Source organism: Snodgrassella communis (assembly GCF_914768045.1).
Lineage (GTDB): Bacteria > Pseudomonadota > Gammaproteobacteria > Burkholderiales > Neisseriaceae > Snodgrassella > Snodgrassella communis.
Genome location: NZ_CAJZCD010000010.1, coordinates 1 through 24,285, shown reverse-complemented (window position 1 = coordinate 24,285; position 24,285 = coordinate 1). Strand labels below are relative to the sequence as shown.

At 41.5% G+C, this 24,285-nt stretch carries 20 protein-coding genes and 1 tRNA gene; 16 read left to right on the top strand and 5 right to left on the bottom strand.

Going from position 1 to position 24,285, the window contains the following annotated elements; all coding sequences use genetic code 11:
- Positions 1-31: 31 nt before the first annotated feature.
- On the bottom strand, positions 32-271 hold the full coding sequence (locus tag MJ761_RS09235; RefSeq protein ID WP_093093482.1) for a hypothetical protein: 240 nt from the start codon (positions 269-271) through the stop codon (positions 32-34).
- A 928-nt stretch (positions 272-1,199) separates the two neighbouring features.
- On the opposite strand from MJ761_RS09235, the gene MJ761_RS09230 reads away from it, so the two are divergent.
- Positions 1,200-2,855 carry an electron transfer flavoprotein-ubiquinone oxidoreductase gene (locus MJ761_RS09230; protein ID WP_093093484.1) on the top strand — a complete coding sequence of 552 codons (1,656 nt, stop codon included), beginning with the start codon at positions 1,200-1,202 and terminating at the stop codon, positions 2,853-2,855.
- Between the two features lie 75 nt (positions 2,856-2,930).
- Here MJ761_RS09230 and MJ761_RS09225 read toward each other — a convergent pair whose 3' ends face one another.
- The gene (locus MJ761_RS09225) at positions 2,931-3,182 is read right to left on the bottom strand and encodes an NGO1151 family protein (RefSeq protein ID WP_093093486.1); all 252 of its coding nucleotides are present in this window, start codon (positions 3,180-3,182) and stop codon (positions 2,931-2,933) included.
- Between the two features lie 127 nt (positions 3,183-3,309).
- Between MJ761_RS09225 and MJ761_RS09220 the strand changes: the two genes are divergently transcribed.
- Together MJ761_RS09220 and MJ761_RS09215 are read left to right on the top strand one after the other, a co-directional pair.
- On the top strand, positions 3,310-4,272 hold the full coding sequence (locus MJ761_RS09220) for a hypothetical protein (RefSeq protein WP_141683452.1): 963 nt from the start codon (positions 3,310-3,312) through the stop codon (positions 4,270-4,272).
- A 356-nt stretch (positions 4,273-4,628) separates the two neighbouring features.
- Positions 4,629-4,704, top strand: a tRNA-Thr gene (locus MJ761_RS09215).
- 183 nt (positions 4,705-4,887) lie between these two features.
- Here the strand turns inward: MJ761_RS09215 and MJ761_RS09210 are convergent.
- Positions 4,888-5,868, bottom strand: a complete 981-nt coding sequence (locus tag MJ761_RS09210; RefSeq protein ID WP_093093491.1) for a bile acid:sodium symporter family protein — start codon at positions 5,866-5,868, stop codon at positions 4,888-4,890.
- A 316-nt stretch (positions 5,869-6,184) separates the two neighbouring features.
- Positions 6,185-7,741: an inorganic phosphate transporter gene (locus MJ761_RS09205; RefSeq protein WP_239392909.1), complete on the bottom strand. Its 1,557-nt coding sequence runs from the start codon at positions 7,739-7,741 to the stop codon at positions 6,185-6,187.
- 154 nt (positions 7,742-7,895) lie between these two features.
- Between MJ761_RS09205 and thiE the strand changes: the two genes are divergently transcribed.
- Both thiE and hemH read left to right on the top strand, forming a co-directional pair.
- Positions 7,896-8,522: a thiamine phosphate synthase gene (thiE, locus tag MJ761_RS09200; protein ID WP_093093495.1), complete on the top strand. Its 627-nt coding sequence runs from the start codon at positions 7,896-7,898 to the stop codon at positions 8,520-8,522.
- A gap of 191 nt (positions 8,523-8,713) precedes the next feature.
- Positions 8,714-9,721 carry a ferrochelatase gene (gene hemH, locus MJ761_RS09195; protein WP_093093497.1) on the top strand — a complete coding sequence of 336 codons (1,008 nt, stop codon included), beginning with the start codon at positions 8,714-8,716 and terminating at the stop codon, positions 9,719-9,721.
- A gap of 73 nt (positions 9,722-9,794) precedes the next feature.
- On the opposite strand, the gene trhP is transcribed toward hemH, so the two are convergent.
- A complete protein-coding gene (gene trhP, locus MJ761_RS09190; RefSeq protein ID WP_093093499.1) occupies positions 9,795-11,162 on the bottom strand; it encodes a prephenate-dependent tRNA uridine(34) hydroxylase TrhP in 1,368 nt (455 codons plus the stop codon).
- A gap of 181 nt (positions 11,163-11,343) precedes the next feature.
- Between trhP and recO the strand changes: the two genes are divergently transcribed.
- The 11 genes from recO (at position 11,344) to MJ761_RS09135 (ending at position 24,061) form a co-directional block, all read left to right on the top strand.
- Entirely contained in the window at positions 11,344-12,075 is a 732-nt protein-coding gene (gene recO, locus MJ761_RS09185; protein ID WP_093093501.1) for a DNA repair protein RecO, read from the top strand.
- A 614-nt stretch (positions 12,076-12,689) separates the two neighbouring features.
- Positions 12,690-13,193 (top strand): type VI secretion system contractile sheath small subunit, encoded by a 504-nt coding sequence (gene tssB / locus MJ761_RS09180; protein WP_093093503.1) that lies wholly within the window; start codon positions 12,690-12,692, stop codon positions 13,191-13,193.
- Between the two features lie 21 nt (positions 13,194-13,214).
- Entirely contained in the window at positions 13,215-14,747 is a 1,533-nt protein-coding gene (tssC, locus tag MJ761_RS09175) for a type VI secretion system contractile sheath large subunit (RefSeq protein WP_093093505.1), read from the top strand.
- A 68-nt stretch (positions 14,748-14,815) separates the two neighbouring features.
- The gene (locus tag MJ761_RS09170) at positions 14,816-15,079 is read left to right on the top strand and encodes a PAAR domain-containing protein (protein ID WP_093093507.1); all 264 of its coding nucleotides are present in this window, start codon (positions 14,816-14,818) and stop codon (positions 15,077-15,079) included.
- Between the two features lie 26 nt (positions 15,080-15,105).
- The gene (gene tssK / locus MJ761_RS09165; protein ID WP_176715104.1) at positions 15,106-16,449 is read left to right on the top strand and encodes a type VI secretion system baseplate subunit TssK; all 1,344 of its coding nucleotides are present in this window, start codon (positions 15,106-15,108) and stop codon (positions 16,447-16,449) included.
- Entirely contained in the window at positions 16,439-17,080 is a 642-nt protein-coding gene (locus tag MJ761_RS09160) for a DotU family type IV/VI secretion system protein (RefSeq protein WP_176715105.1), read from the top strand. The genes tssK and MJ761_RS09160 overlap by 11 nt, the downstream gene beginning before the upstream one ends.
- A gap of 8 nt (positions 17,081-17,088) precedes the next feature.
- The gene (locus MJ761_RS09155) at positions 17,089-18,699 is read left to right on the top strand and encodes an OmpA family protein (protein WP_093093513.1); all 1,611 of its coding nucleotides are present in this window, start codon (positions 17,089-17,091) and stop codon (positions 18,697-18,699) included.
- A gap of 34 nt (positions 18,700-18,733) precedes the next feature.
- Entirely contained in the window at positions 18,734-19,219 is a 486-nt protein-coding gene (locus tag MJ761_RS09150) for an Hcp family type VI secretion system effector (protein ID WP_093093515.1), read from the top strand.
- A gap of 60 nt (positions 19,220-19,279) precedes the next feature.
- On the top strand, positions 19,280-21,979 hold the full coding sequence (tssH, locus tag MJ761_RS09145; protein ID WP_093093517.1) for a type VI secretion system ATPase TssH: 2,700 nt from the start codon (positions 19,280-19,282) through the stop codon (positions 21,977-21,979).
- Positions 21,980-22,346: 367 nt separating this feature from the next.
- Complete coding sequence (locus MJ761_RS09140) at positions 22,347-23,096, top strand: DUF3304 domain-containing protein (protein WP_239392910.1); 750 nt, start codon at positions 22,347-22,349, stop codon at positions 23,094-23,096.
- Between the two features lie 215 nt (positions 23,097-23,311).
- Entirely contained in the window at positions 23,312-24,061 is a 750-nt protein-coding gene (locus MJ761_RS09135; RefSeq protein WP_239392911.1) for a DUF3304 domain-containing protein, read from the top strand.
- Positions 24,062-24,285 lie beyond the last annotated feature (224 nt).

Genomic DNA, 24,285 nt, shown 5'->3' with positions numbered 1-24,285 from the left:
TTCAGTCTGGCTTTTCTGAATTTATATATGCTTATTTAGAAGCAGCTGCAGCAGAGGCTTCAGCTTCGGCTTCAGAAGCAACAGCAGGAGCAGAAACTTCAGTAGTTGGAGCTACTACTGGTTCTGAAGCTGGAACTACTGGTTCAGAAGCAACAGCAGGAGCAGAAACTTCAGAAGCAGCAGTAGAAGCAGCAGGAGCTGCTTCTTCTTTATTACAAGCAGCCAAGAACAAAGACATCAGGGCAGCAGCAGCTAACAAAGATTTTTTCATGATTATGTACCTTAATCTGTATCAAAAAGTATTACTTTAATGATGGAAGTCCAGTTTTTGCACACTATATCATTTTTTCAACAAATAGCTATAGTGCGCATAACTTGTGCAAATCGAATTATGCCCCGCCTTGCAAACTAATGCAATCAGCCATGCGTGCATTTTTGTTAAATAAGTAGGTTGGCAAAGTTTGTTGTCTGTCTAAAAAGGTTGCTTGAGCTTACGTTGGCTTGCCTGTGTGATAACAGGCTGGTGGTATAATTTTGCTTGTAATATATTGATTATATTTAATAAAATAAAGAAATAGTCAAAAATAATTTTACAGTTTAAAGCCAGTCAGCCAGAATTGGTAATGTGAATATTAGTTGTTTTTTTGCAACAAATAAACATGGGTGTGGTTTTATTGACTCATACTATTATTGGATAAATGTATTCAACCTAATATTTATCAATAACACAGTCGAACAGTTCATCAGTAGTTAGCGACAATATCTTTGCAGTTTTAATACTGTATTTTTTATGCGGTGTTCAATATTTTAATTTGTTTAATTCAATATGGGAAATAGCAAACCAGCTATCGCTGAATCAAGTTGATCCAAATATAATTAGAGAAACTCTTCCTTAAATATTGTTAGCTATGGTTAATATATTTAGAATCAGTCATTTGATTAGTTTTAAATCACTATACTAGCAATTTCGGCCATTTTCGCGACTTTTATTCAGCTGGCTTACTAATCTCTATCTTTATCTATCCTGTTTCCGCTATTCGTTGATCTATCTATACAACTAGTTAAAGAGTGTTTAATGTCCGCAGCACTGCTGGATGCTATTGTTCGGTATAATTACAGGATGCAAAATATCCGGCAATACGTATATTGGGGATGCTAGTTGTTTTTAATTATCATTAATTCAATGCAGGAAGCTTATCATGACAGAAGCCGTAGAACGTGAAAACATGCAGTATGATGTTGTAATTGTTGGTGCTGGTCCGTCAGGCTTATCTGCTGCCATACATTTGAAGCAACTGGCCGCCCGGCAACAACGTGACATCAGTGTGTGTGTTGTTGATAAGGGTTCTGAAGTAGGTGCTCATATTTTGTCTGGCGCAGTTATCGATCCACGAACTTTGTCAGAGCTAATTGAAAACTGGCAAGAAAAGGATGCGCCATTATCTTGTCCGGTCAAAGAAGATCGATTGCTGTTTCTTACTCAGAAAAAAGCTTATCGACTGCCCATTGCGCCAAGCTTTAACAATCACGGCAATTATATTATCAGTCTGGGTGTGTTCTGTCGCTGGTTGGCACAGCAGGCAGAAGAGCTGGGGGTGGAAATTTATCCGGGCTTTGCTGCTGTGGAAATACTATATCATTCTGATGGTTCCGTACGCGGTATAGCTACGGGAGATATGGGGCTGAACCGTGATGGTAAGCCCGGTGATAATTATCAGCAGGGCATGGAGCTATTAGCACAGCAAACTATTTTTGCTGAGGGCTGTCGTGGTTCGCTTACTAAAACTCTGCTACAGCAGTTTGAATTAAACCGGGATTGTCAGAATCAAACCTATGGAATCGGTATCAAAGAATTATGGGAAATCGAACCGGAAAAATCTAAACCCGGCACAGTAATACATTCAATTGGCTGGCCACTGGATCAGCAGACTTATGGCGGTTCATTCCTGTATCATCTGAATGATAATAAGGTGGCTGTGGGATTTGTGATGGGTCTGGATTACCGCAATCCCTATCTGTCACCTTTTGCTGAAATGCAACGCTATAAGACACACCCAGCTATTCGCCAGATTCTTGAAGGTGGCAGACGTATTGCATATGGTGCGCGCGCGCTAAGCGAAGGAGGGCTGCAAAGTTTACCCAAGCTGACTTTTCCGGGTGGTGTGCTGGTAGGTGATACCGCAGGTTTTCTCAATGTACCACGTATCAAAGGTATTCATGCTGCAATGAAATCAGGTATGCTGGCAGCAGAAGCCGTAATTGATGTATTGAGTGCAGACGAAACTAATCATGGTGGTAACCGTGAAGCTGTGAGCTATAGTGAGCTGTTTAAAAATAGCTGGTTATATGATGAATTGCATAAAGTTCGCAATATGCGGCCAGCATTTAAATGGGGGCTGTTTGGTGGTCTGGCTTATGGTGCGCTTGAAGAATATCTGTTCAGAGGTAAAATGCCATGGACGCTTCGGTATCATTGTGCTGATCATGAATCTTTACGTAAGGCACAGGATTGCAAGCCTATTGATTATCCCAAAGCTGATGGAAAATTAACCTTTGATCGCATGAGCAGCGTTTTTCTGGCCGGAATCAGCCACGATGAAAGCCAGCCGGTGCATTTGCAGTTGCAGAATCCAGAACTGGCCATTAGTGTCAACTATCGTGATTATGCCAGTCCTGAGATTCGTTATTGTCCTGCTGGTGTGTATGAAATTGTGGAACAAGCAGGAGAGGTTCGGTTACAGATTAATGCCCAGAATTGTGTACACTGCAAAACTTGTGATATCAAGGATCCCACCCAGAATATTAACTGGGGTTGTCCCGAAGGCGGTAGTGGCCCCAATTACGCAGAAATGTAATTATTAAAATCAGCGTGAGCTAGAAAATTCTGGTCAAACAAAGCCACAATAATATTATGGTCAGTCTGTTTTATTTTAATGTTCGCGCTCATGAAAGAATGCATAAGTTGCATCATGAAACAATTCTACTTGTGGATTTTCTTCATACTGCATTTGTGCAATTTCATTATCGAAAGCCGTACGAATAGATTCAGTAGCCAGTTCTGCCATATCAGACGGCAGCGCCCGCAATAAACCTTTCAGTGCAGTAGCCAGAACCCGGTTTTGCATGATTAATGCTTCATTACTTTCTTCAAGAAACTCAATACGCTGTTCGATTGTGCTCATCCTTTTAATCCTAAATTAATTGGGTAAAATATACATTATTTTAGCATTTTAACTTATAAAAGTTGTTATAATTGTCAAGATATAGTGCACTGAAGAATCATGTGCAATCTGTTTAAAATATATCCGGATGACGAGAAGTGAGGGCATGGTGAAAAAACAGACTGAACAATTAAATCAATTTGTTTTTACTCTGAGTGAAGATAATCCGCCTAAACAGCAAACTGTCTCCAGGACGACTGCCGGTGCAGAAACAACGAGGACAGATACAATGCCCGAATGGGAGCGTAATCTTGAACGGTTGCGCCAGAATAAAAAAAAGCTAGATGGCAAGCCGGCTCGCCATGAGGAAACGAAAATCGTTAAGCCATCAGTAGTCGCTCGCCAAGCCAGAAGGCAGGAACATGGCTTAAATATATCGCCTAAGCCAATGGATAGCGTAGCCGACCGCACGGCCTATACAACTCCGAGTTCCAGAAATAATAAACCGTCTCAACCCAATAATGAGTTTTTACTCGATCCGGTACAGCGGGAACGGGCTTATCGTGCTTATTTGCAGCAATGGCAGCAGCAAAGTATTCGGGAAGCTGAGCAACAGGAATCTGCTTTAAATGATACTGCCTTATTGATTCAGGAAGACTGGCTGGCTGCACAAAGCTGTTTACAAAGTGCTCCTATTGACGAAACTTCGTCTTCTAGCTGCACCATTCAATTAAAAGGCAACCAATCTACTGTTTTACCAACTGAAAACAGCCAGAAAGATGTTGCAGATGATGGGCAGACTGATACAGCAGAAAATGGCCAGCCGGTTATTCATGTACACATGCATGTAATCGAACCACGCGGAATGGCCAACAAGGCAGTGACCTGTATTTCTGAGCAGGCATTATTGCAGCAATTAAGCGAGAAATTACGTCCTCATCTGGCCGATGTATTGTCAGGGATGGTACGTGTTGCCGTACAGAAGCATACTGCCGGATTAGTATCCACCTTGCAGCGAGAATTACTGGCAGAAGTGCCTGTGGCCGTAGAAGATATATTGAAGCATAATCTGGCACAAGTGATGAATAATTTTAAGAAAAGACATCGTTAATAGTAGTTTTTGCGCTTTGTGCGCAGATGGCTGAATATTTTATCTTCAACTTTGCCTATAGCTGAAAACAATTGTATTTTTATGATTTTTTCTGGTTAATCGAAAGATTAATAATTTGGCTGACCAGATATCAGTTCGGCTAAGATTATATTTTTCGGGGCAGGGTGGGTGTTTCGAATAATTGATAATGTTACTTTGATTCGTTTTATCGAAATTGGTGAAACTAACTTTCTAATAAAATATTGTTTTTAAATAAACTTATTATTATTGTGAAAGTTTAGATCATTTTGTCAATCATGGTGAACAAGTAGCAATTATGCTATAATGCGCATAAACTGGATTAAGCACAATGTAAAGCCAGTATAGCTCAGTTGGTAGAGCAGCGCACTCGTAACGCGAAGGTCGTAGGTTCGATCCCTATTACTGGCACCAGTTTAATGCATTGATTTTCCAAATATTTTATAAAAATAAATTCATCTGCTTTTAATAGAGAAGCGCTACTGTGTTTATCTGGGTAGTTCGTTTTGGCTGATTTCTAAATGCATTAATAAATTTTTGAGTATTCTATTGGTGAAAATAGAAAATTTTGCCAACTCGGATTAGCTGCTTATCTTGTTACTGTGCAGTTTCGTTTAGACGTGCATAACGTTGTGCCAGTACCGCGCATATCATGAGTTGCAACTGATGAAAAATCATCAGTGGTAACAGCATAATTCCTACTATACTGGCTGGAAACAGAACATTGGCCATAGGAACACCATTGGCCAGACTTTTTTTGGAACCACAAAAAACAATAGTAATTTCATCAGCGCGATTGAAACCTAGCAAACGTGCAACTAACGTATTAATGCTGAGGACTAAAAAAAGCATCAGCAGGCTTAGCATAACAATCATACCAATTGTTCCCAAGTTAACCTTATGCCATAAACCCTCAACTACGGCATCACTGAAAGCAACATACACCACCAATAGAATTGAACTACGGTCAGTACGGTTTATCCATACTTTATGCTTATGGATCCAGTTTGCAAGCAATGGCCGTGCCAAATGGCCTGAAACAAAAGGCAGCATCAGTTGTAACAGAATGGATTCAATTGCTGCGGTAGTATCAACGCTATTGCCACTGGTTGGCATCATCAAACCAACCAGTATTGGCGAGAGAAACACGCCAAGAATGCTTGAGGCTGAAGCACTGCACACTGCTGCGGCTACATTGCCTCCGGCTACGGAGGTAAATGCAATTGCAGATTGCACCGTAGCCGGCAGTGCGCATAAATACAGGAAACCTAGATAAAGTTCGGGAGAAAGCCAGTGTGGTACCAGAATCTGTAAGCCTAATCCGATTAGTGGAAATAATATAAATGTACTGCAAAATACCACCAGATGCAGTCGCCAGTGCCGGATGCCTTCCGTAATAGCCTGGCGAGACAGTTTGGCACCGTGCATAAAAAAAAGCAGTGCAATCGCGAGGGTGGTCAGATAGCTGAAAAATGTTTTTGCGCTACCCTGACAGGGCAGAATAGTGGCTGTGCCCACAACGGTTAGCATCGCCAGTAAAAACGGGTCAATATAAAATTTTTTGAGCAGATTATTCATGGCAGTAACCGATATGTACGCGTGCGTTACCAAAGTGATTATTTTAACGTAAAAGACTTAAGGGCAAATAGCGGGTAAGTGAGTTAAAAAGGATTAATTTAATCAAGTGATTAGCTGTTAGTCATAAGATGTGACTGTTTTGTCTCATTAAAGGGCAATTTATTTCAGCTTATTACTAAATAGTTACAAACATAATCAGGGCGATTATGCTAATTGTTGTCGGTTTGTCATTGGCAAAATAGAACATTCATACCACTGAAAGACATAAAAAACCGGATAGAAGCTGTCTATCCGGCGTGTCCGTTCAGATGTGGGTTCAGAAAAATGAATTGAGTCCGAGAAAAATCAGCACAGAAAGTAGGGCAGCAGATGGCAGGGTAATAATCCATGCCAATGCTATCGGTTTCATCAGTTTCCAGTTGGCATTGCGATTAACCAAACCAATACCCAATACAGCACCAACCAGAATATGTGTACTGGATACCGGTAAGCCCATTAGTGTAGCCAGCATCACAATGGCGGCTGAGGACAGCTCAGCAGTGAAACCAGATGCTGGGTGCATTTTGGCTAAATTGGTACCTACAGTCTGAATAACTTCTTTGCCGATAAACCACAAGCCTACAATCAAGGCAACACCAAAAGTTATCATCACTGGTGCCGGAATCGGGGCGTTAGTATCCATGCCTGTATCACCGGTACGAATAATATCCATAATGGCTGCGAAAGGTCCTACTGCATTAGAAATATCATTGGCACCATGACTGAATGCAAAACCGGCAGCTGTAAATACCTGCATCCAACTGAACATCAGAAAGGTCGACTTGCTCAAATCCTTACGTTTTAATGTTTTGGCATAGATGAATGTGGCCATCCAGATGAGTGCGCCAATCATAATGATTAAAAGAAAATTGGTAACCACAGACAAACCAAGGTGCAGATTGGTTAATCCTTTAAATAGCAACATAGCGGTAATCATCATGCCACCACTGGCAGAAATTAAAGGTACCCAGTTATGCAGTGCTTTGAAAGCATCAATACTGTTTTTGCGATTTTCAATATCAGCCAGCCCTTTATAATAATCTGACTCCAGCTCATCAACACTGTAATCAGGATCACTGTAGTTTTCAGCATCACGGGCAATTGCAGATGAAATAGTGATTTTTTCTGTTTCGCTTAGTTGTTCAAACCAAACTTTGTGTTTTTCTTTATAAGCTTTTTTTTCCTGCTTGATTTCTTTCAAAGCAGTATTCATGCGGTCGTTGTAATCGAGTACATGTTTTTTTATCAGACTGAAAAGAATAAATGACAATGCTCCCCCTAGAACTGGAGAAATCACCCATGACAGGCCAATTTCGCTCATTTTGTTCCACTGGATTAAATCAAATGCATTGCTGTTACCGGTAACGAGATAGCCCAGACACAGCCCACCACCAATCAGGCCACCAATCAGAGAATGGGTTGTTGAGACTGGTAATCCCTTTTTTGAGGCTATCAGCAGCCAGATTGCCGCAGCCAGCAATGCTGCCAGCATGACGTTTATACATTGTGATGGTGTCAAATGCATGGCACCAAGGTCTATAATACCGTGACGAATGGTTTTGGTCACTTCACCACCGGCTATTACTGCTCCGGATACCTCAAAAACGGCAGCTATGCCCAGTGCCTGTGGTATTGTAAGTGTTCCTGCTCCTACACTGGTACCAAAGGAGTTGGCAACGTCATTACCACCGATATTGAATGCCATGAAAGCACCAAACAGAGTGGCAATGATGAATAACAGCGGTGAGTGATGATTGGTATAACCTAGCCCCCAGTAAATAAAGTAGGCAATGGTACCAATTAACAATGCTGCGAAAGTGTAATTAACCCGCATAATTAGGGGCGAGCGAACAGATGAAGTGTCTGAGGCCATAATGTATTTATAAAGTGGAGGATTCAGAACAGACACATGCAATCGCTATATGACGAATGCAGTGCTGCGTGAAAAACTGTCATTATAAAGATTTTTATTTCAATAGGAGTAAATTATGTATTCAAATTCATTTTTACCTATAGTTGCGCCACTGAAATTTTACGCAGTTGTTCCTTCTGCCGATTGGGTAGCACGAATGGTGGATGCAGGTGCCAATACGGTACAGCTACGTAATAAAACCGCGATTGGTTCAGCATTGTACCGTGAAATTGAGCGCAGTGTAGCTTATGCAAAAGATTCCCCTACTCAATTATTTATCAATGATTTTTGGTGGGAGGCTGTAGACTGTGGTGCCTATGGCGTGCATCTGGGACAGGAGGACTTGGAAAGTGCTGATTTGATCATGATTCAGAGTGCAGGTTTACGGCTAGGCGTGAGCACTCATTCTTCTGAAGAGTTGGCAAAAGCACTGGCTGTAAGTCCAAGTTATGTAGCTTGTGGCGCAATTTTCCCCACTAAAACCAAAACTATGCCTAGCCAACCGCTGGGTCTGGACAAGCTCAGACAATACGTTTCACAGGCCGGTAGTATGCCTACAGTAGCGATTGGCGGAATTGATTTGAGTAACGCCAGCGAAGTTCTGGCGACAGGGGTAAGCTCGTTGGCTGTGGTACGGGCAGTTACAGAGGCGGCCGAACCGGAAAAAATAGTTAAGGCTTTTCAGGCGCTTTGGCAAGAATAAAAGTTGACTGGTTTGGCAGTAAAATACAGCGATTTCTAATTTATTAGCGTAACTTACGCCAATGCAGGCTGCTTTTGAAATATTAATATTTACAAATACATTATGCAGAAAAAAGGATATAAATAATATGAAGTAAATGATATCGGCTATACTGGTGCGGGATTTTCCTGATAATCAGTTGTTGCAAAATTATGTCGAAATTATTTCTTTCCGAACCAGAAACACCGAAAACGGCTATAGGCGTTCTGTTACTGAATCTGGGTACACCTACAGCACCCACAGCTCAGGCTGTACGCCCTTATCTGCGTGAATTTTTATCTGATCAGCGCGTGGTAGAATTACCACGTTTTCTATGGCAGATGATTTTGCGTGGGATTATTCTGCCTGTGCGCGGGCGTAAAAGCGCCCATGCTTACAGCAGTATCTGGCAGGATAATGGTTCACCACTATTGATTGGTACTCAGGCACTTACTACTGCTTTAGCCAAAATCATGCCCAAGGGCGTTATTACTCGTTTTGCCATGACTTATGGTCAGCCTAGCGTGGCTAATGTTTTGCAGGAGATGAAACAACAAGGTGTGCAATATTTGCTGGTGTTGCCGCTATATCCGCAGTATGCAAGTTCCAGTAGTGGTGCTGCACTTGATCAGGTTTGGCGGGTGATGCTCAGGCAGCGTGTGCAAATGGCGGTACGCAGCATCACCAGCTTTCATGCAGACAATAATTATATCCAAACGCTGGCCAGTCATATTCAGACATACTGGCAGAAGCACGGGCGAGGGCAATATTTATTACTGAGTTACCACGGCATTCCACAGGCGCAACATCTGGCCGGGGATGAGTATGTTGAGCATTGCACCACTACAACCCGTTTGCTCGTGGCGGAACTTGGTTTAAAAGAAAGTGAATATCGGCAGGCATTCCAAAGCCGTTTTGGTTACGCGCCATGGGTAGGTCCAAGTACACAGGATTTACTGGTCCAGTTACCACAGGCCGGAATAAGCAGTCTTGATATAGTCTGCCCGGGTTTTGTGACAGATTGTCTAGAAACACTGGAAGAAATTAATATTCGCGGTAGAGCAGATTTTCTGGCACATGGTGGAAAACAATTTCAGTATATTCCGTGCTTGAATAGTGAGCATGAATGGGTAGAAGTATTAGCACCACTTATCAGGCAGCATTTACACGGCTGGCAATAGCTCCTTATCCATATCCGCACAAACAATAAAAACGCCATAGTCTTACAAGCCTATGGCGTTTTAAAATTTGCTTTTAAGCTGCTGCGGTTTGATTAATGATGCGAGCAATCAGCGCATTGTCTTTACCCTGCATCTGTGGAATCTGTACTTCAATTCCATTACCAGCGGCCACTTCCACTGGATATCCCTTACGCGTCATTTTTTCCAACAGGATAATTTGATTACCGCTGGGGTGAATAATTTCCAACTGGTCGCCAACACTGAATTTATTTTTTACTTCAATTGTTGCCCAGCCATCAGCATCTATAGCTGTTACCTTGCCAACATACTGGCTTTGTTTTGATAAAGAATGACCCGACAGATAATTCTGATATTCCTGAGTCTGATGACGTTCCAGAAAGCCAGTGGTGTAACCGCGATTAGCCAAGCCTTCAAGTTCAGCCAGCAGCGCATAATCAAAAGGTTTACCAGCAATCGCATCATCAATGGCACGGCGGTACACTTGTGCCGCACGGGCAACATAGTATACGGATTTGGTTCGACCTTCCACCTTCAGTGAATCCACACCGATTTCCGCCAGTTTCGCTACCTGTTCTACCGCACGTAAATCTTTGGAATTCATGATATAGGTACCATGCTCATCTTCCATAATGGGCATCATGTCACCCGGGCGGTTTGCTTCCTCAATTAAATACACCTTATTTGCCAGCGGATGCCGCTGCTGCTCATTCAGACCTAACAAGGTATCTTCAGCCAGACTTTGCGCCTGTTTAAAATCAAAATCACGCAATAGCTGCGCATCACCATTGTCGCTATCCATCGTATTATGTACCTTATAATCCCAGCGGCAGGCATTGGTACATGTACCCTGATTAGGGTCGCGGTGGTTAAAATAACCGGAAAGCAGACAGCGGCCGGAATAGGCAATGCATAAAGCACCGTGAACAAATACTTCTAACTCGATATCTGGGCATTGCTGACGAATTTCAGCAATCTCATTAATACTCAGCTCTCGCGACAGAATAATCCGCTCAATACCGATACTTTGCCAGAACTGCACTCCCCATGCATTAGTGGTATTGGCCTGAACAGACAGATGTATCGGTACTTCCGGCCATTTTTCACGCACTTTCATAATCAGCCCGGGATCAGCCATAATCAGTGCATCTGGCCGCATGGCAATAATTGGTTCCATATCCGCCAGATATGTTTTCAGTTTCGCATTGTGTGGCAGAATATTGCTGGCCAGAAAAAATTTTTTGCCACGAGCATGTGCTTCAGTAATTCCCTGTTCCAATATGGGCAGATGAGCAAATTCATTATTGCGAGCACGCAATGAATAACGTGGCGTACCTGCATAAACAGCGTCAGCGCCGTAGTCAAATGCGGCACGCATCCGTTCCAGTCCGCCAGCAGGCAATAATAATTCAGGTGCTTTCATGAGTGTGCAAACTTTCCTGATAGTTTTGAATATTTTTAGGCAGCCTGCTATATTGCAGCCGGCTGCCTAAAATAAAGTATCTGTTATTGCATTGATTATCCGCTTTTTCCCATACAGGGTCAATTGTCATGCCGTATCAGGCTATAATTAATCACTTTTCTATCCGATGTAAAAACTGGTCATGTCTGCGAACCGTATTAATCATCAAGCCGCCTTTTTACTTACATCCCGCCCGTGGAGTGAAAGTAGCCTGCAAATTGAAATATTTTCTCGTGATTATGGCAGAGTAGTGATGCTGGCTCGCAGTGCCCGGCGCCGGCAAAGTGAGTTACGTGGTGTGCTTGTTCCGTTTGTGCCCTTACAGTTATCTTGGTATGGCAATAATGAACTGAAAACCTTGCATCGTGCTGAGTGGGTAGGCGGCTGGCGGCAGCCACAGGATCAGGCTCTATTCAGTGCCCTGTATGTCAATGAATTGGTGCTGAAACTGACTGCCCGCGAAGATCCTTTACCTCAAGTTTATACTGCGTTGCATACTGCATTACAAAGTATTACTGGCGGTGAACATTTATCAGCTTTGCGGTATTTTGAATGGTCATTACTACGCGCTTTGGGTGTGGCACCTGATATCAGTCAGGATAATCAGGGGCGGGCAATTATTGATTATGAACGTTACTGGTTACGCGCCGAACATGCACCAGTTTTATTAATGCAGGCAGAGCTGTCTGCACAAGAAAACGGCATTATCGTCCATGGTCATACCCTTAATGCCTTAACTTCACAGACACTGGCTGCTCAGCCACAATGGCATTCAGAAGCAATCCGTCTTACCCGCATGCTTCTTGATTTTCGTCTGCCAGAAGGCATAATTAGTCGCAAAATATTGAAACAGTTGCAGCAATATACCGGGTAAAGGCATTTAAGAAAAAGCCAATAGTGTACTTATGGTTGAATAATAATACCTAATTGCCATCTTATAGTTAAAGTCATGGAAATGATTTGTTAATTCTATTTCCTAAGTAACTATTTGAATACTAATACATTAAACTTTGAATTTGGATAAGCCTGATCTAATATTTAAAGGTGGAGTAATTACACAGCATATCACCTTGTGGAAATTAAACTTTTAAATAAAATTCACATTTACATACTTAAAAAGGATAAAAAATATCCTGTTGGAAATGACAAATATTAAAAGTGAGACCATCAAAACGCCAACATCAATTTTTTTGTAAAAAAACGACAATTGTAATTCTTGCTACAACAAGTAATAATTAATTCCTTAATATTTTAAATAAACTTATTTACTATTAACTAAAAATGAGTAAAAATAAACATATGGTTAAATTATTTGGCACTATTATAGTGCTAATAATGACTATTTTTAATCCGAATATTAAATTAACATGAAAATTACTATACAAATATTGTTGAAAATTTTCATATAATCCGATATAAAGCGTTAAAATGATTTAAGGTAATGACTTTTGTCTGTTATCAATATTTAAATATCAATAAGGAGTAGTCATGTCAGAAAGCTTCCAAAACGAAGTACCACCAGCACGTGTCAATATTAAACTGGATTTACATACTGGTGGCGCGAAAAAACAGGTTGAATTACCCTTGCGTTTATTGGTTGCAGGCGATTTCAGCTTCACCGAAAGTGATACACCATTGGCAGAACGGGAAAAAGTTTCAATTAACAAAAATAACTTTGATGCTGTTCTAGCAGAAATGAATCCCACCGTAAAATTGTCTGTACCTAATGCTCTGGCTGACGATGATTCCGAAATTCCAGTTAATCTGGATTTTAAATCTATGAAGGATTTTCATCCTGAACAGATTGTTCAGCAAGTCCCTGAGCTCAAATCATTACTGGCTATGCGTAACCTGTTAAGAGATTTGAAATCCAATATTCTTGATAATGCCGTCTTACGGAAAGAGCTAGAAAAAATTCTGCAAGATAAAAATCTTTCTGATGAGTTGCGTAAAGAGCTGGAAGCAATCTCACCTATCATCTCTAAAGAATAAATACCGTAGAGGAATTTAAGAATGCAAAAAAATATGCAAGATAGCAGCTCCACTCAGGCAGCAAAAGCTGTTCAACATTCAGTATATGAATCATTGTTTGACAAAATAAATCTGAATACTGTATCGAAAGCGCCAACTTTTGACCATTACACCAACAATACAGCCTTATCTGAATCTGCCACAAATGAACGCATTTCAGTAGCAATAAACGTATTTTTGAAAATGATTCAGGACAGCTCTCAAACAGTAGACAGACTGGACAAATCATTATTAGATTTTCATATTGCCAAACTGGACAAATTAATCAGTAACCAGCTTGACAACATTTTGCATCACCCCGAATTTCAGGCAATTGAAAGTACTTGGCGTGGTTTAAAATTTTTGGTTGATCGCACCGATTTTCGCCAGAACGTCAAGATTGATGTACTGGATGTTTCCAAAGAAGCGTTGATTCGTGATTTTGAAGATTCTCCAGAAGTTATTCAAAGTGGTCTGTACAGACATACTTACATCAATGAATATGATACCCCGGGCGGGCAGCCATTTGCGTCAATTATCTCGGCTTATGAGTTTAACCGTTCGCCTCAGGACATTGAGCTGCTGAGAAATATTTCAAAGGTTTCTGCTGCCGCTCATATGCCATTCATCGGCTCAGTTGGACCAGAATTTTTTGGCAAAGAAACAATGGAAGAAGTTGCCTCAATTAAAGATATAGGTAACTATTTTGACCGTGCTGAATATATCAAATGGAATAGCTTCCGCAATACTGATGATGCTCGTTATATAGGTCTTACTTTGCCTCGTTTTCTCGCACGTTTGCCTTATGGTAGTGATACCGTGCCAGTGCGCAGTTTTAATTACAGTGAAGAAGTAAAAGGGCCAGATCACAATCGTTACTTGTGGTCTAATGCTACCTTTGCATTTGCAGCCAACATGGTCAGAAGCTTCATTAAAAATGGTTGGTGCGTACAAATTCGTGGTCCGCAGGCCGGTGGTCTGATTGAAAATCTGCCCATCCACTTGTACGATCTGGGTTCTGGCGCACAAATGAAGATCCCAACAGAGGTACTAATACCTGAAACACGAGAATTTGAATTCGCTAATTTAGGTTTTGTACCCCTATCATTCTATAAAAATCATGATTTTGCGTGCTTCTTCTCAGCAAATTCAACTCAAAAACCAGCGTTATACGATACTAAAGAAGCCACAGCCAATAGCCGTATTAACTCACGTCTGCCTTATATTTTCTTGCTATCTCGTTTAGCTCATTACCTAAAGCTGATCCAGCGCGAAAACATTGGTATGACGAAAGACCGGCGTGTTCTGGAAGTGGAAATGAATAACTGGATTCAAAATTTGGTTACAGAAATGACCGATCCAAGTGATGAATTACAGGCTTCACACCCATTACGTCAGGCTAAAGTGGTTGTCGAGGATATAGAAGATAATCCGGGTTTCTTCAAAATTAAATTATTTGTAATTCCGCATTTCCAGATTGAGGGTATGGATATTAACCTTTCTCTGGTATCACAAATGCCAAAATCTAAAAAATAAGCATTAGCTTGAGAAGAAAATCTACCGATAGTTTTCTATCGGTAGATAACTAAACAAAGGATAACTAAATGTCACGTGCGATTATTTGTAAAGGAGACACCACCACTCACGGTGGAGTTGTGCTTGAAGGTGATCCACTCGTCAATATAGAAGGACGGCCAATAGCACGTAAAGGCGATAAAGTTAGTTGTCCAAAATGTACAGGTATTCATTTCATCGTAGAGGGCGACCAGCAATTAACAGTAAAGGGGCGTCCGATAGCGCTGGAAAATATGAAAACCAGCTGTGGTGCCAGATTGTTATCCAGACAATCAATAGCTAAATGTAAATAATCCAAACAATTAGAACAGGTTGTAAGTTGAAAATCATCAATCCGATTTGGTACGAAGGTACCTTACTATTACCGCAAATTTTTCAGCAACAGGAATTATTACAACAGGCTAATTCATATAGCATAATGCAGTGCACACGAATTATGCCTTGGGGGGTAATACGTATCGATATAGATAACGATAGTTTAGCGTTAAAAAAACTAAAATTATCGGATTGTGCTGTTTCGTTTCAGGATGGTACATGGTTTGATTCTCGGCAAATGCAATTCTTACCACCAGCTCGTGATTTATCGCAGATACCTGAGGACATACTTGAGACTACAGTATATCTGGCTTTACCAGAGCTCAATACAGTAGGCAGTAATCTGCTTGAGAACAGCAGTAATGCGCCATTACGGTTTTCAAAACAGTTTATTGCCGTAACAGATTTGTACGGCAACCAACAAACAGAAATTGCAGAGAAACGATTAAATTTCAGCCTCAAATTCTCGCATGAAAATCGTCAGAATTTTCTAGCGATACCTATTCTGCGCCTAATTAAAACTCAAAGTAATATCTGGCAGCTTGATACACAATATGTACCGCCAGTATTCTTTATTGGCAGCAACACATTTTTAATGGAAATGCTGTCCAGACAAATACCGCTTCTCTTGAATAAAAGCCAGCGTCTTGGCTCATTGCGCAAAGAGCGTAGCCAGCAATCAGCAGATTTTCTTGTATCCGATATCTCATTATTCTGGCTGTTAAACCTACTTAATCAGTCCATACCAGAAATGGTACTGTTGCAAACACATAACAACATGGCTCCAGAACATTATTACATGTTACTGGCACGTCTAGTGGGTAGCTTGTTGTCGTTTTCAATTGAATCAGATATTAAAGACATACCTCAGTACGATCCGTTTAATCTGAGTACAACATTCATTGGGCTCAATGAAATGCTTTTAGAGCTTCTGGATACTGTTATACCTACAGTTCTAGTACTAATTGATCTGGAAAAAGTAGGAAATACTCGCTGGATTGGGCATCTACAGGATGCACGCCTAAACGAAGAAGCAGATTATTACATTTCTGTGCGTGCCAGTGTTCCATTGTATGAATTACAGGAACGCTTTCCAAGGTTATGTAAAATCGGTGCACCTGATGATGTTGAACGCATTTTGCCGTCTGCCTCCAATGGCATACCTTTACGAATGATGCAGCGTTTACCTAGTGCATTACCTATGCGCTCAGAGGCAACCTATTTTGCATTGGATAAATCACATCCAGGATTTAAAGCCATGATAGCAGCTAAATCATGCTGTATTTATTCTCCTAATTCATTTGATGGATTAAATATCGAATTATATGCGGTGCCAAATGAAGAATAACCAGATTCCAGATTACGTACGGGAGCATCTGCGTAATTATATTTTGTTTGTTACACGATTAAATATGGGACATGCCATTCAGAATGTAGATGAAGTGCAGCTAATAGCTGTACATATTGTCACAGATTTTGATCAAAAATTGAGTGAAAATAATTTGCCAGATCATATTCGTGAACAAATACGTTATGCGCTGTATGCTCTAGTTGATGAACTGGCATTACGGTTTCTGGATAATAAAAATAAACTCATTTGGGAAAGCAGTCCATTACAAGTGTCACAATTCGGTGAATATGATGCTGGTATACAGTTATTTGAAGATATCCAAACCGAATTGCACAAGCCGGATCCATCTTTTTGGCTATTAAGTATTTGGCAACTTATATTTGCACTTGGATTCAATGGTAAATACTTGTTTGAAAAAAATCATATGCGTAATGAACTAATTAACAAGATAGATTCGCATCTGCCGGAAATAACCATGCCCTCCATTGCGACTCGTCGAAAATTGCGCCCTGTTACCTTTCGTTCCTTCTCAGCAATCATCTGGAGCGTGGTACTACTGATTTTTACCATAGTAGTATATCTGGTGCTTAACAAATATCTCAGCAATCTGGTTGCCAGTATTGGATAAGGTACCCAATGAGTAAACGTATTTATTACACATTACTACTAGTCTGGATTGCTTGCCTTTCACTTTATTTTGTATGGCAGATCTGGGATATATACTGGGTAGTCAAAATCTGTCTGAGTATACTGATAGTGCTGATCTGCGGTTTTTTATGGTATCAAAACCAATTTTGGATTAAAAAGCAAAACATAACCAATCTGCATACTATTCCAAAATCACAGCGCGTAATATTGGTAGCTGGAGATGATTTATCAGACTGGATTGATTCTTCCGAACATTGGAGATTACTGCGGGATTCCGTATGGATCAGAGTAGAAGACTGTGCTCAGTTAATAAACATTTATCAGGCTTTAGATAAGCAGAATAAAATAGCAAGCGGTATATTGTTAATACTTAATCCAGACAGATATTCACATGTGGCAGCACTTGAACAGAGAATTTCACAATGGAGGCAGGAAATCGAAACAGTTCAGGCTTTATACAAACGCCGGTTGCCATTAACACTCGGTATCCATACTGACCTGCTGAATAATAATCTGGATTTTTGGCCACAAAACATTGATAACCAGTTATATCGGCAGCGAAATAACATCCAAGAATATTTTGAATTCCTGCAAAAACAACTGGATAACTGTGCTGCGCTAAACCCCCAGCATCCCGAGCATTTAAGCTATACAACTGTATCCACACTTTATCTGAATCAGCAATGGCTTATTCAGTATGTAATTAAAAATCTGTTGCCAGAAAAACCATATCGTAATTCAATATATCTGGTTGCATGTGTTTGGTTAAACAGCTTTAACAGTAACCAGAATGCAGACTGGCGCAAATTTGAAATTGCAACAACCGGATTGGTTACTCCTACCCATACTTCTACCATAACCGGATTAAAAAATTTTCCGGTTATCGAAAGCAACTTTGTACGTCAACGTTATTTAAGTAAAGGAACAAAATACCTGTGTTATGGAATTAACTGGTTTCTGCTTTTCTGCCTGATTGGTACAACATATTCCTTTGTAGAAAATAAAAAATGGCTGCAGGAAGTTATTGCCGCGCACCAGCAATACATAGCAATACCTCTGCACATGGAAAACGAACGCCTTGACAGCATTAAAAACTTAAAGCTTATTCAGCAGACATTACAGGATTACATGACATTTGGCGAACCTTCAAAAATGGGATTTGGTTTATATCATACAACCCAATTATTACCAGTTATCAATAAAGATATAAATACTTTCCAGCTGGAAAAACAGAAGAAACAAATTATCAGCCTTGATACTACAGCTTTGTTCGATGTAGGGCAGAGCAAACTGAAAACAGATGCCAAATTGGTTTTACAGGGTGTATTGACCTGGGTGCAGGCAAACCCGAATAAAAGAGTACTGATAGATGGTCATACCGACAACACCGGTAATGCTGCCAGTAATAAAACTTTATCATTTAACCGAGCTGAAGCGGTGCGGGAATGGCTCATCAATGCATCAACCTTTCCCGAAGACCATTTTACCGTACAGGGATATGGGGATAGTAAACCCATAGCAAGCAACGATGACCCACAAGGGCGTAGTAAAAATCGTCGTGTCGAAATTACCTTAGTCGATATGAACCATACCGACTGAAGTAATGTTTATTAACTCATACAAGGATATTCCTATGGCAATTCCAGCATATTTATGGATCAAAGATGACGGTGGTTCAGAAGTTAAAGGTTCAGTAACCGTACAGGATCGTGAAGGTTCAGTAGAAGTATTGGCATTCGACCATGAAGTTTACATTCCTACTGATGGCAATACCGGTAAACTTACTGGTACCCGTGTTCACAAGCCCATTTCTTTTGTAAAAGAATATGATGCTTCCTCACCATATCTGTACAAAGCTGTAACCAATGGCCAGAACCTCAAAACTCTGGAGTTTAAATGGTATCGCATTGACGATGCAGGGCAGGAGAAAGAGTATTTCAACACCTTGCTTGAAAATGTGAAAGTAGTAGCTGTGCGTCCCAAAATGCACAACATTAAAGAAATTAGCAAAGAACGCTATAACCATCTTGAAGAAGTGGAATTGCGTTACGAAAAAATTACCTGGGCCTATAAGGATGGCAACATTGTTCATTCTGATAGCTGGGTAGAAAACCGTTAATTTTAATTAACCCAAGGCGCACGAACACGTGCGCCTTTTTAAGTATTTGCTGGAGCCGCAATGAAAGATTCAATGCAATTATTAAGAAAACTCAATGAAAATTGTGCCAGAGCACTAAACGAAGCCGCCAACTTCTGCCTGAGCCGCGGACATCAGGAAATATTACCTGAACATTTTCTTGTCAAACTGCTTGAAACCGATAATAACGACCTGAATCTCTTATTGCGTCAGAATGAAATCAACATTAACCGCCTGTGGGATGATTTGCTCATCGGATTGGACAAATTACCATGGCAGCGTATACCACAGAAACCTGAATTATCGCGAGCATTACTAAAATGGATTGAACAGGCATGGATGTTAGCCTCAATAGAACATGGGCAGGAAGAAGTTCGTTCATTACATCTGCTTGAAGCTATTCAGAAAATACCCAGCATCTTTACCCTTACCGATCTATGGCAATTACTCATTTTTAGAGCCGGACAGCTGGCCGAAGCAGGACGCTGGCTTGATAAATACTCAGTTGAAGCAAATACCCAAAATGATAGCATCTTTGCATCGGATACCGATGTTACCAGCAAAACAGCAGAATCCGTTGAGTCTGATATTACGCAGACGTCTCTCAATAGCAGCAAATTACAGGACAAACAATCCCCAGCCGAGCTGGAAGCACTGTCGCGCTTTACTATTGATTTAACTCAAAGAGCCAGAGAAGGGCATATAGATGCGATTTTTGGCCGCGATGAAGAAATCAGCCAGATAGAAGATATCCTTAGCCGCCGGCGTAAAAATAATCCAATACTGGTAGGCGAGCCCGGAGTAGGCAAAACCGCACTGGTTGAAGGACTGGCACTTAAAATTGCGCATGATGAAGTTGGCAGCCATCTGAAAAATACCCATATAGTAGCTTTAGACATGGGGTTGTTACAGGCTGGTTCCGGCTTGAAAGGCGAATTTGAACAGCGCCTGAAAACCGTAATCGAAGCCATTCAGCATGCACCAGAACCTACCATCTTGTTCATTGACGAAGCACACACCATTATCGGTGCCGGTAATCAGGCTGGTGGATCTGATGCGGCCAACCTGCTTAAACCGGCACTTGCCCGTGGTCAGTTACGCACTATAGCTGCAACCACCTGGTCAGAATATAAACAGTACTTTGAAACCGATGCCGCACTTGAGCGCCGTTTTCAGCCCGTTAAAGTTGACGAACCAGACGATGAAAAAGCTTGCCAGATGTTGCGCGGCATTGCCAAATTATATGCCGAACATCATCAGGTACACATTAAAGATGACGCCATCAAAGCTGCCGTTACATTATCTCGCCGCTACTTGCCAGATCGCCAGCTCCCAGACAAAGCCATTGATTTACTTGATACAGCTGCTGCCAAAGTCAGACTTGGCCTGCAAACCCTGCCATTAAACCTGATTAAACAAATCTCCCTGCACAGCGCACTTAAAGAAGAAATCGAACGTTTGCAACAAGATAGCCAGCTTGGACACAGCATAGATAGCGAACGCATGCAGCAATGCCAGCAACAGCTACAACAATTGGATCTGCAAATAGAAGAAGAAAAACAAAAATTTGCTCAGGAGCAGAAAGCCGCACAGGCTGTACTGGATGCACGTACTCAAAGTGCAGACAATAGCAGTTTACATGCACATAACCAGTCTTTTCAGCAAGTGCAGCAAAACATCAGCCTAGACGTAGATCAGCAAGTAATTGCCAGCGTTATCAGTGAATGGACTGGTATTCCTGCCGGTCGTATGCTGGATGATGAAATTGCACGCCTCATGACCTTAGCTGAACAGCTGAATAACGAAATTATTGGTCAGGAAGACAGTGTTAACAGCATTGTTAACCATATCCGTACCCAGAAAGCCGGACTGGGAGAAGCCAACAAGCCTCTTGGCGTATTTCTGCTCACCGGTACTTCCGGCGTAGGTAAAACCAGAACAGCCAAAGCCTTGGCCAAATCACTATTTGGCAGCGAAAATACCATGATTACCATCAATATGTCTGAATATCAGGAGGCACATACTGTAGCTCAGCTTAAAGGTGCGCCACCGGGTTATGTAGGCTATGGTAAAGGTGGCGTTCTTACCGAAGCCGTACGAAAACGCCCTTATTCAGTAGTTTTATTGGATGAAATTGAAAAAGCGCATCCAGATGTACTCAACATCTTTTATCAAGTTTTTGACCAAGGCATCATGCGTGATGGAGAAGGGCGCATCATCAACTTTAAAAACACCATTTTGCTCATGACTTCCAATTTAGGTAGCGAAGCCTTGCAAAATGCACCCGATGCAGATTTACCAGCACGGTTAGAGCTGGTTGATCAGCCCATTCGTGAAGTTCTTGCCCCAGCTTTACTCGGACGCATGAACGTATTGGCTTTCCGTCCATTATCGGCTGCTGACATGCAAATTATTATTCGCCAGCAGCTTGACCACATTGCTGCCAAAATTGCTGTACAGTTTGCTGTAACTTTCCATTATAGTCATGCACTGGTTGCCGCACTGGCACAAACAACAGCAGGCCATGATTTAGGTGTACGCTATTTTGAACAGATGTTGCAACAGCAAATTGTGCCCGAACTGGCCAAGCAATTGCTAATGGAAAAACAACAAGGACAGAATAGCGCCTATATACATCTTGATTTAAGCGAGCAGGGCATAGCCATCACCTTGAGTGATGAACCAATGGTCGCAGTAACAGAAGCAATATCAGAAGAAGATAGCGAGAATCAACCGGAATAAACAGGAATTCTCGGCAATAGCTTTGGGCAGATAACAATAATTAGTTGTCTGCCCATAATTATATAATTAGAAATTCCAAAAGCATAATACAAATGTATCCGAAAATCGGCATGATTAGCCCAAAAGTTTGAATTATTCCCACTGAGCCCGGCGGCCTTAATTAAAAAATTCCAAAAATCCAGAAAATCCTCAAAATCAATTTTTCTTTAACGGCACCAATAAGCACTAAATAGCCGATTCAATGTCCATCATTAACAATCACCTGAATATTTGACTCATCACAATGTAAATTGTTTGATATATTGAGTAAAATAGTTACTGAAAAAGCATTACAAATATCCTGAAAAACACAAGAAAGGCAGAACAGATGAGCAAAAAATGGATTGGGCTGGCACTGCTGGCAGCATGGCAACTGAGTAGCTGTGCCAGCCGTTTTGAGCCCTTTGTTGGCATCACCTCGGGTAAAAACCGCATGTATGCTGCGCCGGTAAAGGCATATGAATACAACTATGAAAACCTGAGTGGTGGCAGTATTGGCGGTGGCTGTATTCCGAGAACACCGGGCATTGATGACTATGAAGTCGGTAAAAAAAGCTATGGGGGGGGGTCTACTTGTGGTGCTGCGGCGTTGCGGGCGAAATGGACACCGGGTATGACCATGCATATTTCCTGGAAAATTTTACCCTATCCGGGCTGGCAAGCCAGAGGATTAAATTTACCGGGGATGAACCTAGATCATAATGAAGTTAATATTATTAAACAATATGATGAATACTACTCCGCCGATATCCCCTTACCGCCACCGCCGCCATCGGCCGGTGATGATTTTGGCAAGGTGGCCAATATCACCGTGCATTTCTTACCATGCAACCAGATATTTATCACCTATGGCACCATAGAAGAAGGACAACAGCGCGAGTACTGGAAGCAGTTTGCCGAAAGCCAGAAACTGTGCACACCACGGCCGAGCATTAAATCCATGGCGGATTACCGCAAAAACAAGGCCAAGCTGGATGCGATCAAGGCGGAGCGCGCCAAGATTCCGCAGGTTATTTTGCCGCGTTATATCCAGCGCTTGGAAGCAGAAGGTAAGCTGCCAGTGAGCAGCCAGAAATAAGTCGTTAATTAAAAAATCCTCAAAATCCAGAAAATCCCCACAATCAGTTTTTCTTTAACGGCATCATTAAGCACTAAACAGCCGATTCAATGTCCATCATTAACAATCACCTGAATATTTGACTCATCACAATGTAAATTGTTTGATATATTGAGTAAAATAGTTACTGAAAAAGCATTACAAATATCCTGAAAAACAGAAGAAAGGCAGAACAGATGAGCAAAAAATGGATTGGGCTGGCGCTGCTGGCAGCATGGCAACTAAGTAGCTGTGCCAGCCGTTTTGAGCCCTTTGTTGGCATCACCTCGGGTAAAAACCGCATGTATGCTGCGCCGGTAGAGGCAATTGAATACAACTATGAAAACCTGAGTGGTGGCAGTATTGGCGGCGGCTGTATTCCGAAAACACCGGGCATTGATGACTATGAAGTCGGTAAAAAACGCTATGGGGGGGGGGCTACTTGTGGTGCTGCGGCGTTACGGGCGAAATGGACACCGGGTATGACCATGCATATTTCCTGGAAAATTTTACCCTATCCGGGCTGGCGACCAAGAGTATTAAGTGTACCGGGATTAAGTTTTGATAGAAATGAAGTTAATATTATTAAACAATATGATGAATACTACTCCGCCGATATCCCCTTACCGCCACCGCCGCCATCGGCCGGTGATGATTTTGGCGAAGTGGCCAATATCACCGTGCATTTCTTACCATGCAACCAGATATTTATCACCTATGGCACCATAGAAGAAGGGCGTAATCCGGTGCACTGGAAACTGTTTGCCGAAAGCCAGAAACTGTGCACACCACGGCCGAGCATTAAATCCATGGCGGATTACCGCAAGAACAAGGCCAAGCTGGATGCGATCAAGGCTGAGCGCGCCAAGATTCCGCAGGTTATTTTGCCGCGTTATATCCAGCGCTTGGAAGCAGAAGGTAAGCTGCCAGTGAGCAGCCAGAAATAAGTCGTTAATTAAAAAATCCTCAAAATCCAGAAAATCCCCACAATCAGTTTTTCTTTAACGGCACCAATAAGCACTAAACAGCCGATTCAATGTCCATTATTAACAATCACCTAAATATTTGACTCATCACAATGTAAATTGTTTGATATATTGAGTAAAATAGTTGCTGAAAAAGCATTACAAATATCCTGAAAAACAGAAGAAAGGCAGAACAGATGAGCAAA

Bases quoted from the DNA above. Each gene is read 5' to 3' on its own strand.
- MJ761_RS09235 (WP_093093482.1), bottom strand. From the start codon at position 271: ATGAAAAAATCTTTGTTAGCTGCTGCTGCCCTGATGTCTTTGTTCTTG.
- MJ761_RS09230 (WP_093093484.1), top strand. From the start codon at position 1,200: ATGACAGAAGCCGTAGAACGTGAAAACATGCAGTATGATGTTGTAATT.
- MJ761_RS09225 (WP_093093486.1), bottom strand. From the start codon at position 3,182: ATGAGCACAATCGAACAGCGTATTGAGTTTCTTGAAGAAAGTAATGAA.
- MJ761_RS09220 (WP_141683452.1), top strand. From the start codon at position 3,310: ATGACGAGAAGTGAGGGCATGGTGAAAAAACAGACTGAACAATTAAAT.
- MJ761_RS09210 (WP_093093491.1), bottom strand. From the start codon at position 5,868: ATGAATAATCTGCTCAAAAAATTTTATATTGACCCGTTTTTACTGGCG.
- MJ761_RS09205 (WP_239392909.1), bottom strand. From the start codon at position 7,741: ATGCGGGTTAATTACACTTTCGCAGCATTGTTAATTGGTACCATTGCC.
- thiE (WP_093093495.1), top strand. From the start codon at position 7,896: ATGTATTCAAATTCATTTTTACCTATAGTTGCGCCACTGAAATTTTAC.
- hemH (WP_093093497.1), top strand. From the start codon at position 8,714: ATGTCGAAATTATTTCTTTCCGAACCAGAAACACCGAAAACGGCTATA.
- trhP (WP_093093499.1), bottom strand. From the start codon at position 11,162: ATGAAAGCACCTGAATTATTATTGCCTGCTGGCGGACTGGAACGGATG.
- recO (WP_093093501.1), top strand. From the start codon at position 11,344: ATGTCTGCGAACCGTATTAATCATCAAGCCGCCTTTTTACTTACATCC.
- tssB (WP_093093503.1), top strand. From the start codon at position 12,690: ATGTCAGAAAGCTTCCAAAACGAAGTACCACCAGCACGTGTCAATATT.
- tssC (WP_093093505.1), top strand. From the start codon at position 13,215: ATGCAAAAAAATATGCAAGATAGCAGCTCCACTCAGGCAGCAAAAGCT.
- MJ761_RS09170 (WP_093093507.1), top strand. From the start codon at position 14,816: ATGTCACGTGCGATTATTTGTAAAGGAGACACCACCACTCACGGTGGA.
- MJ761_RS09160 (WP_176715105.1), top strand. From the start codon at position 16,439: ATGAAGAATAACCAGATTCCAGATTACGTACGGGAGCATCTGCGTAAT.
- MJ761_RS09155 (WP_093093513.1), top strand. From the start codon at position 17,089: ATGAGTAAACGTATTTATTACACATTACTACTAGTCTGGATTGCTTGC.
- MJ761_RS09150 (WP_093093515.1), top strand. From the start codon at position 18,734: ATGGCAATTCCAGCATATTTATGGATCAAAGATGACGGTGGTTCAGAA.
- tssH (WP_093093517.1), top strand. From the start codon at position 19,280: ATGAAAGATTCAATGCAATTATTAAGAAAACTCAATGAAAATTGTGCC.
- MJ761_RS09140 (WP_239392910.1), top strand. From the start codon at position 22,347: ATGAGCAAAAAATGGATTGGGCTGGCACTGCTGGCAGCATGGCAACTG.
- MJ761_RS09135 (WP_239392911.1), top strand. From the start codon at position 23,312: ATGAGCAAAAAATGGATTGGGCTGGCGCTGCTGGCAGCATGGCAACTA.